8 protein-coding genes are annotated in these 8,829 nt (G+C 56.4%); 1 reads left to right on the top strand and 7 read right to left on the bottom strand.

Annotated features, from left to right (window positions below; translation table 11 throughout):
• Positions 1–136 precede the first annotated feature (136 nt).
• Positions 137–589: a hypothetical protein gene (locus IQ273_RS26130; protein ID WP_194026067.1), complete on the bottom strand. Its 453-nt coding sequence runs from the start codon at positions 587–589 to the stop codon at positions 137–139.
• Positions 590–716: 127 nt separating this feature from the next.
• Here IQ273_RS26130 and IQ273_RS26135 point away from each other — a divergent pair, with 127 nt between their 5' ends.
• Entirely contained in the window at positions 717–2,177 is a 1,461-nt protein-coding gene (locus IQ273_RS26135; protein WP_194026068.1) for a phenylalanine--tRNA ligase subunit alpha, read from the top strand.
• 48 nt (positions 2,178–2,225) lie between these two features.
• Here IQ273_RS26135 and IQ273_RS26140 read toward each other — a convergent pair whose 3' ends face one another.
• The 6 genes from IQ273_RS26140 to IQ273_RS26165 all read right to left on the bottom strand — a co-directional run bounded on the left by IQ273_RS26140 (position 2,226) and on the right by IQ273_RS26165 (position 8,569).
• Complete coding sequence (locus IQ273_RS26140) at positions 2,226–2,525, bottom strand: hypothetical protein (RefSeq protein ID WP_194026069.1); 300 nt, start codon at positions 2,523–2,525, stop codon at positions 2,226–2,228.
• A 54-nt stretch (positions 2,526–2,579) separates the two neighbouring features.
• Entirely contained in the window at positions 2,580–3,194 is a 615-nt protein-coding gene (locus IQ273_RS26145) for a hypothetical protein (RefSeq protein WP_194026070.1), read from the bottom strand.
• Between the two features lie 124 nt (positions 3,195–3,318).
• On the bottom strand, positions 3,319–5,541 hold the full coding sequence (locus IQ273_RS26150; RefSeq protein WP_194026071.1) for an amino acid permease: 2,223 nt from the start codon (positions 5,539–5,541) through the stop codon (positions 3,319–3,321).
• Positions 5,542–5,766: 225 nt separating this feature from the next.
• Complete coding sequence (locus tag IQ273_RS26155; RefSeq protein ID WP_194026072.1) at positions 5,767–6,951, bottom strand: MSMEG_0565 family glycosyltransferase; 1,185 nt, start codon at positions 6,949–6,951, stop codon at positions 5,767–5,769.
• The gene (locus IQ273_RS26160) at positions 6,951–7,505 is read right to left on the bottom strand and encodes a Uma2 family endonuclease (protein WP_194026073.1); all 555 of its coding nucleotides are present in this window, start codon (positions 7,503–7,505) and stop codon (positions 6,951–6,953) included. The genes IQ273_RS26155 and IQ273_RS26160 overlap by 1 nt, the downstream gene beginning before the upstream one ends.
• A gap of 47 nt (positions 7,506–7,552) precedes the next feature.
• Positions 7,553–8,569: a sll0787 family AIR synthase-like protein gene (locus IQ273_RS26165; protein ID WP_194026074.1), complete on the bottom strand. Its 1,017-nt coding sequence runs from the start codon at positions 8,567–8,569 to the stop codon at positions 7,553–7,555.
• Positions 8,570–8,829: the final 260 nt, after the last annotated feature.

Consider the following 8,829-nt stretch of genomic DNA (forward strand, 5'->3'; position numbering starts at 1 on the left):
TGGGTAGGATATGGGGTGCGTGGGAAATTTGGATGAGGTTCAAAATCTTGCTGAGTGAGCAATTGGTTAATCTACCTATTCACCCTACCCTTCAAGAAGCCGCGATCGCTTCTACCACCCATCCACCCATCTACCCTCAACGAATCCCACTATCCTCCAGCCGCTTCCTAATACCGCCCATGTGGATAGCGCGACTGCTAATTTGGGCCTGTTTTTCGCCGATTAGCACGTAGACACGGCCTGAGAGTAGCTGCCGCAGAAAGGGACGACGGTAGACCAAAATGTCGTCTGACTCGGCGTTGCCATCTTCGGTATAGCCCATTTCAGCTAGGGCAGCATCGAGTTCACGCCTGAAGGTTTTGCGGCTGCTGATGGGTAGCTCCAGCGTGGTGCTGCGGTTAATCAATGCCCCCATTAGGCCACCCACGGCCCCAAACGCAGTGCCGTACAGATTGGGCAGGCCGGTATCTAGGCCAATGCCGAGGGTTTTGGTGGCCAGCAGAGCAGTCACCAGGGCCGTGCCAGAAAAGTAGTACAAAAATGTGAGGCCAAAACCAGGGCCAGAGGGCAGCGTGGGTTCATCGGACATAGCGGGGACTCTCGAATCTGGACACTGGTGTCTATCTTTTCATCAATCCTGGCCGTTGGGAACGGTTGAAGATTGGTAGGCTGATAGAGATTTTCTAATGTTTTTTGGGGCTTTTTGGGGCTTGAGTATGCGCGATTTGCTTCAGCTCAGTGGCAAACAGCGGCAGTTTGTGGAACTCTTGCAGCGGCAGTCAACCGTAGATAGTCTGCGATCGCTCTGTGCCCAGGCCGGTTTTGATATCAACTTTATCAATGGATTTCTGCTGAGTGGGGCGCTCAACGGCTACGTGCAGTGGCACGAGCACAATCAGCAGCGGTGGGTGTTGACCGCTAAGGGAGAAGAGCTAGACGGCGTTTTGCCGGGGTTTGATTTGGCCGAACGATTGCTACAGGGAAACAGCGATCGCGCCACCCTGCAAGCCGAATTGGGCACCGCCTTTAGCCTCAACTACGGAGCGCTGCGGCGCGAGCAGGCGGTCGATCTGGTCGACGGCGATGGCGAAGGGGTAGTCAAAGTGTTGAAATCGTCGGTGCTGGGGGCCTACCAGCAGCGGCAGGTGGTCTTTGCTGCGGTTCGAGAGCGGAGCATCGCGACTGATCAGGAATTGGCGGATAGGGCAGCTTCTTCCCTGGAATGGCTACAGCAGCAGGGCTACATTACCAGCCGAGTCGAGTCTGACTACAGCCTGACGGTGCTGCCCGCCCTGCAAACCCTGGAGCTGGGCGATCGCGTCACGGCACTCAGCAGCGAGCTGATTCTCTCGGGTCAGTGGCGACAGGTTGATCTCAAACCCTACGATATTCACGCCGAAGTGCCCGATGTGGCCTACGGACGGCCGACCATTCTGACCCAGTGCATTCAGCGCATTCGCGATATTTTTCTAAACATGGGTTTTGACGAAATGTCGGGCTACCTGGTGGAATCGGCCTTTTGGAATTTCGACGCCCTATTCACGCCTCAAGACCACCCCGCCCGCGAGGTGCAGGACACTTTTTATCTGGCCAATCCCCAGACCCTGCCCCTACCTGAGGATCAGAGCCTCGTCGATCGCGTCAAGCAGGTGCACGAGGCCAACTACGGTGGCCAGTGGACCGAGACTGAAGCCAGCCGCGCCATTCTGCGCGCCCACACCACCACCTCCACCGCCCGCCGCCTGCACCAGCTCCAGGGCCAAGACGGCAAGTATTTCTCCATCGATCGCGTGTTTCGCAATGAAACCGTCGATCGCACCCACCTGGCCGAGTTTCACCAAATTGAAGGCGTGGTCGTTGGCGAACTGCTCAGCGTGCGCACCTTGATGGGCTACCTCACCTACTTTTACGAGCGCCTGGGCTTTAAAAATCTCAAGTTTAAGCCCACCTACAACCCCTACACCGAGCCGTCGCTAGAGGTGTTTGCCTACCATCCGCCCAGCGATCGCTACATCGAAGTCGGCAATTCCGGCCTGTTTCGCCAGGAAATGCTGGAACCCCTGGGCTGCGGCGACAAATCTACCGTTGCCTGGGGGCTGGGGCTAGAGCGCATTGCCATGCTGCTCTACGATGTGGAAAAGCTCTCTGACCTGATTGGCCCCGATATTCGATTGTAAAGATCAGTCGCAATAGCGTAGGGAACGGGCGCAGAGAGAAGACATGATTTAGGCAGCAGATTCTGCGGGTGCATCTGCTGGTAGATCGTTTGAAGGAGCCACTAGAACCTCCAGCGCCAGGGTTAGCTGCTCGGCAGGTTCAGCATTGGCACTGGCTTCGGGGGCTTCGGACTCACTTTCATCAGAACCCGCTTGATCGTCGCGCTCTAGCCAGGGAGAGTCAAAATGATGCCAGGGCAGCACGGGCTCGTTGGGCAGGCTTTCGGTGAGTACAGTAATGTTGCTCACATCGGGTTCGGGCAGGGCTACTCGCTGCTCTAGAGTCGTTTCTTGCTGTCCATCGCTCATACTGGTTCCCGCTGAATGCGTTAAACCCTTTGTGAATAGGGCTTTTGAAGGTTGCTAGAATATCCCTGAGGACGCCCCAGTCGCCACGTAAATTACCAGAATATGTACCAGCATGATAGCAGTTGTGCCCCAGATGGTGTAAGCCGCATATTTAAGGCTTTGGGATGTATCTTCGAGGCGCTGCTTATTGGCATTGTAGGTTTCAGACAGGTTGACCAGCATTTGCAGCTGATAGTCTTGCTCCGGCAGAGCCAGGTAAGTTTCTAAAAACTTACGGTCTTCCAGGTTGGGAGTAACGGCCACCTGGCGAGGCAAAAAGGCTCCCATCAGCAGTGAAAAGCTGACCAAAAACCCAAAAATTTCCGCCAGGCTAAATACACTGCCGCTGACCAGCAGCCGCGAAATACTAAGGCTGGTCAGCAAAGCGCCATTGGCCACAAACAAAATGTTGAGCTTGGTCGTTAAAAGCTGGCTTTGCTCGCTCTGCTCACGCAGCACCATACGCACATCCTGGGCGGCTAGAGCAAGCGTCGCTGGTGGAATTGGCGGCGGAGCAGGAGATGGCTCTTCTACAGGTAGGCTGAGCTGGATCTCGTTGAGGGATGGGGCCTCGTCTACCCCAGAGAATGGCTGATCGACCGGAGCAGAGACAGAAACGGCATTAACCATGGTGCTGATGGCAGTGAAATAACCCCTACCCCAATACTAGTGAGGATTTTAGCGGATGGGCACCAGCGACCCCAGCGAATCAGAGGCTTTAAGACGGTTTTAATCGAACTGGTTTATGGCGAGTCTACCCGTCGCGCTGTAGCACCTCGGCGAACTCTAGCTCTTCAGAGGCCAGCACGAAGATTGTTGCCGGTAAGGGTGTCGTTCGTTTTTGCAGATCCAGGTAGTACTCGGTAAAGTTATCCTCTGGATTGGCCAGGCCTAAAAACACCAGGTCAGCGGTTTTGGACGTAGTTGTGAGAATGTCGTCGAAGGGGCGATCGCGGGCCACAATTACCCGAGGAATAGCACCAATGCGCAGGCTTTTAACCAGGCTCTCCAGGTTTTGCTCGGCGGCAGCCTTAGCCTGGTCGTTGGCTACAACTAAGTTCAAGTAGATATCGGCATTGCGCCAGCGCCCGCTAGTCCGCAGTAGGTAAGCCAGAATTAGCATCAAGCCGCCGTTGGTTTGAAGCCCGCCCCACCAGACATCAATGCGATGGTTAGTGGGCAAAGGGTTGAAATCTGGATAGTCTTCCGGCTGGCTGCGAAAAATTAGCACGTTGCGTCGCGCCTGGTGACAGGTGGCGATCATCTGACAGAAGCGATCGCGCGTATGTTCGGCTTCGGTATCGCCCAGCAGCACGGTATTGGGAACCAGAGGACCAATACCGTAGGCATCCACCAGTTTTTCCATGCCGCTAAAGGGGTCTGGGGCTGTAACCAGCCGCACAAAGGCCTCGATGCCCTGCTTATCGAGATAGTCTTCGATAGTCGACTCTAAGGCGTCTTGCTGGCTAGCGCTGCGAGCCCCAGAGGGCAGCACACTTGACAGCGTGATTAACCCCCGGTTGTGGGTCAAATCGACGGCCAGGTTAGTCAGATGCGGCCGCTTAGTCGGTGCCCCCGAAAACACCAGCAGATGGGGTCGCCAGTTCTTGGCATCGGGGGTGGTTTGCATTTGAAACAGGCTGGTCCGCACCAGGGTCATCCAGAGCCCATTGCGCACATCGCCCCAGGCTCCCTGCATTTCGCGGCGCTGCAGCCAGACAAAAATGCCCAGCACAATCAAGGCAGCCATCACCGTTGCTACCGCATTGATCAAAAACATCACCACCAGACAGCCCACAGCCCCTAGCAGCGAGAGGCTCCAGTGCACCTTAAACGTGGGCCGAAAAGATGGGCTCTGCAAAAACGTCTCCAGCCCCGCCGACACATTGAGCACCAGGTAGGTCGTCAAGAAAAACATCGTTAGCACTGGCGCAATCAGGTTGAGATCGCCAATGCTGACGGCAGCCAGGGCAATGCCCAGGGTAAATAAGGTTCCCATCCGGGGTTCATCCATCGGACCATGGCCCCGGCCTAACCACTTTAGCCAGCTGGGTAAAATGCCGTCGCGGGCCAGAGCTTGCAGCACCCGAGGAGCGCCCAAAATACTGCCGATCGCGCTCGATAGCGTGGCTCCCCAGACGCCCAGCAAAATGATGTCTCCCCACCGGGCAATGCGGCGCATCACCAGTGGCTCGGCCAGCAGCGTTGAAGGGTCGGCCCACTGGTTTAAGAAAATGGGAATCACCATATAGATGACGTAGCCAACGCCGATGGCGGCCAGGGTACCGTAGGGAATTGATCGCTGGGGATCTTTCAAATCACCCGACATGTTGACCCCGGCCATAATGCCGGTAACCGCCGGGAAAAATACCGCTAGCACCGCCCAAAAGCCGACCGAACCCGGCACTTCCGTGACCGGTAGCGTTGTTGGCTCAACGCTATGGCCCAGCATCAGCGACACCAAAGACAGCGCAATGGCCGCCATGATGAAGTACTGGGCCTTGATCGCAATATCCGCCGATTTCAGCGCCAGGACAGCGACCAAAATTGTGGTGATGAGCGCTACCAGAGTTTGGGACCACCCTGGGAAAACCTGCACCAGGCTTTCGGCAAAACCAATGGTATATAGCGCTACCGAAAACGCCTGGGCCAGATATAGCGGAATGCCCACCGCTCCGCCGGTCTCAATGCCCAAAGAGCGGCTGATCATGTAGTAAGCTCCGCCCGCTCGCACCACCTGATCGGTGGCAATGGCTGAAATCGATAGCCCCGTCAGCAGCGTAATCGAGGTAGAAATTGTCACGATTAGCAGCGTTTGCCACAGCCCCACGTGGCCCACGACCCAGCCAAAGCGCAGGTACATGATCACCCCCAGGATGGTCAAAATAGACGGGGTAAACACGCCGCCAAACGTACCTAAGCCCTGAGATTCGCTCCCTTTAGATAAAATAACGCTGCTGTCTGATGATTTAGCCATGGGCTATTCCTAAGCAGATTGGCCGTCTAACCTGTACCAGGTCAGCGCAGAAGGGCTAGGGCAAATTAGATCCCGACAGTTTCCTTAGATTCTTTAGATCAAAGTAATGTCGGTTTAAGCGGTAGGCCCTCATGCACAGGCAGTATCCTAGCCTTTATGACCGTTTTTGCCGCCCATTCCTATAGATTTCACCCAATCCTAATGCCCCGTAGACGCCCTTATTAGCTAGACCGAAGCGCTGAGCAAATGCCGATAGTGCTGGATATGCAGTGCGGCAGACCGAGGCCAGGCGTACTGAGTCAAGATGGGGCGACTTCGTTGCACTAGCGTTTGGGCGATCGCGGATTTGAGGCTGTCTAGCATGGCCTGCGCGATCGCATCCACCCCCTCAGGATCTACCAGCAGCGCCTGTTCAGGGGTGAGGAATTCGGTAAAGGGCGGCTGATTGGCGGTGATGACGGGCAGGCCCGATGCGATCGCTTCCAGTACCACTAGCCCCCAGCCCTCCTTGGTGGATGGAAAGCAAAACACATCGGCAGTGCGGTAGAGAGCAGGCAGATCCTCGTCGGGAATCACTCCCGGTAATATGACCGATTGACCCATGATTGGCCCCTGCTGCTGCTCTAGGGCGGTAGCCAGCGCAAAAAACTCTTGCCGGTAGGGTTCGTAGTCAAACAGGGTCGCTCCGCCTGCAATTACCAGCTGCGCCTGGGGATAATGGGTCAGCACCTGGGCAAATGCCTCTAACAGCCGGATAGAATTTTTGCGCGGCTCTATGCCCCCGACGGTGAGGTAGATAGGCGATCCGATTAAGCCGTAACGAGCTTTGATTGCGTTCTCCTGGCCTGAGGGAGCGGGGGAAAACCGTCGTAGATCTACGCCATTGAGGACTCTAGGGGCCGCAATGCCGTAGTCGTCGCGGAGGGCCTGGTGCCAGCGATCGCTCACACACAGACACAAATCAGGATCCCGAATCGACTTATCCTGACACTGCTGCAGGTAAATGCTGGCATAGTCCTCAATGTGATGGACGGTACGCACTACGTTGGATACCCGGCCCTTTTGCCGCAGCTGCACCAGCGCGTTGGCCCCAATGCAATCCTGGGCGTGGTAAATGTCGTAGATTTTTGGATGGGCCAGAAAGTAATCGACAAATTCTTGAATGCGCTGGCGAATCAGGGCATCGATCGCCTGATCAGGATCCAGCCCGCCGCAAGGTGGCTGAGCGGGGACTAACTGAACGTTTGCCGGAATCTTGCGCTCGAACCCCTGGCCATCTTTATCGAGGGCGTAGACGCAAACTTGGTGGCCTAGCTCGGTCAGAGCCGTTGCTAGCTCTAGGGTATGGACAACGCTGCCCCGCAGCTTGGTGGAGTAGGTCAGCAGCGCAATCTTGAGTGGAGAGGCCATCAGAGGATTAACCAGCCGAAGAGCTGAGCTACCGTGAGCGATAGCTCAACACCTTCAATCACAGGCAATAGCGCATCGCCTTCGAGAAATTGCACCCGTTGATCGGGCCAGATAATTAGCACTGTTTCTTCATCTGGATCGATAAGCCAGCCTAGCTCAGTACCATGCTGAGCACAGTGAAGCAGATTGCTGAGTACTCGAGATTGACTTTGCTCGGGCGAGAGGATTTCAATCGACCAATCGGGGTGGATAGGAAAGCGATTTAAGATGCGCCCAGACGGCTGGCGAGGAATCCTCTGCCAGCGGACAACTGCGATGTCTGGAATGATCGAGGCTCCTCCAAATGAGCAGCGTAACTCTGGAAACGCATAAGCTGTTTGAGATGGCTCAGTCACCGCATTAATGGCGGTGCTGAGTTTACCTTGCAATCGGCTGTGCTCGCCTTGGGGCATGGGCTTTTGAATGATTTTGCCGTTGATAAATTCTGAGCCGGGCTTGGTCTCAGGGAGTTCTAAAAACTCATTGAGGGTCAGGAGTTTGGCGGCAATGGTCATGGACAACGCCTCGCTATAGAAGGAACCAGCGATACTCTCTTTCTAGCTTATGCAGATTGCGCGTCATTGGTTTGCCTTGACTGGTTGCCGCCCCCAAACCCGGTTAGGGTTTCAGTGGCGAAGTCCCAAAAACAGAGGAAGGCATTGCCCAGCTTAAGGGTGAGGGTCTGACCAGCGGTAATGGTGCCGACGGGCTGACACACCAGTCCTTGATTGTGAAACTGGGGTTGAATTTGGGCCACGGCCTTGGGCCGCACGCTGAGCAGGTAGCCATAGCTGGGGAAGCTGAGTAGCCAGGGCAGCAGGTCTACGGCGGGGGGAGGCGCGATCGCCCCCAAATCCAGCACCGCCCCACACCCCGAGGTCTCTAGCAGCATCAGCGCCGTGCCGACAATGCCGCCCATGCTAATGTCTTTACCGGTGTCGCAGAGGCCGGATTCAGCCAGGGCGGGCAGTAGGGCCAGGTTTGCTTGTAGGCGATCGCAGTCGGCCTCCGTGGCCGCATTCCAAAACGGGTACTGCGGATGCATTTCCCCCTGCATGTCGGTAACGTGCAGCAGCACATCTCCCGGCTGGGCGCTAAAGCTGGTGATCAGTCGATTGGCGCGGCCCAGAATGGCCACCGACAGAGCCGTGTAGGGGCTATGGCAGCTGGTGTGCCCCCCGACAATCGGCACGCTAAACGCCTGGGATCCGGCGACCATGCCCTGCCACAGGGGTTTCACCGCTTCGGGAGACTGGCTCCACACAGTATCTACCACCGCGATCGGGCGGCCCCCCATGGCGTAGATATCGCTGACGTTGACCATTACGGCGCACCAACCGGCAAACCAGGGGTCTGTCTCGACTAGGGTGGGCCAGATGCCTTCGGCGGCCAGCAGCAGGTAGCCATCGCCGTCGGGGATGGCGGCGCAGTCATCTCCCAGCAGAATCGGTTCTTGGTTGGCCGACCGGGCGTGAGCACCGAGGCGATCCGCTGCCGTTTGGATATCTTGCTTGTGGAGAATGCCGAGCGATCGCCGCAGTTCGGCGGCCAGTTTCTCCAGCGTTAGCTCGTCTGACATAGATGCTTTCGGGATGTTTGAAATGGGGGCTACCTGATAGGACGTAGATTGTGTTGCTGACGGAGGTGGTTGGGCAAAAGCCACATTTGCTGCTGGGGCCATTTCGCTGGCCCCAGACCCCCTTCTCGAAGGGCGTTCCGCCGCCCTTCACCTCACGGAAAGGAGCGGCTGATCATCGGTTTAAACCTATGTCCTGCAAATTAATTGGTGAGCGGAGCTAGACTCCGAGGCTTACAACTATTTTTGCCTAACCCATCCAC

It is taken from the genome of Nodosilinea sp. LEGE 07298 (assembly GCF_015207265.1).
Taxonomy (GTDB): domain Bacteria; phylum Cyanobacteriota; class Cyanobacteriia; order Phormidesmidales; family Phormidesmidaceae; genus Nodosilinea.

Coding starts and splice junctions, on each gene's coding strand:
- IQ273_RS26130 (WP_194026067.1), bottom strand. CDS start 589: ATGTCCGATGAACCCACGCTGCCCTCTGGCCCTGGTTTTGGCCTCACA.
- IQ273_RS26135 (WP_194026068.1), top strand. CDS start 717: ATGCGCGATTTGCTTCAGCTCAGTGGCAAACAGCGGCAGTTTGTGGAA.
- IQ273_RS26140 (WP_194026069.1), bottom strand. CDS start 2,525: ATGAGCGATGGACAGCAAGAAACGACTCTAGAGCAGCGAGTAGCCCTG.
- IQ273_RS26145 (WP_194026070.1), bottom strand. CDS start 3,194: ATGGTTAATGCCGTTTCTGTCTCTGCTCCGGTCGATCAGCCATTCTCT.
- IQ273_RS26150 (WP_194026071.1), bottom strand. CDS start 5,541: ATGGCTAAATCATCAGACAGCAGCGTTATTTTATCTAAAGGGAGCGAA.
- IQ273_RS26155 (WP_194026072.1), bottom strand. CDS start 6,951: ATGGCCTCTCCACTCAAGATTGCGCTGCTGACCTACTCCACCAAGCTG.
- IQ273_RS26160 (WP_194026073.1), bottom strand. CDS start 7,505: ATGACCATTGCCGCCAAACTCCTGACCCTCAATGAGTTTTTAGAACTC.
- IQ273_RS26165 (WP_194026074.1), bottom strand. CDS start 8,569: ATGTCAGACGAGCTAACGCTGGAGAAACTGGCCGCCGAACTGCGGCGA.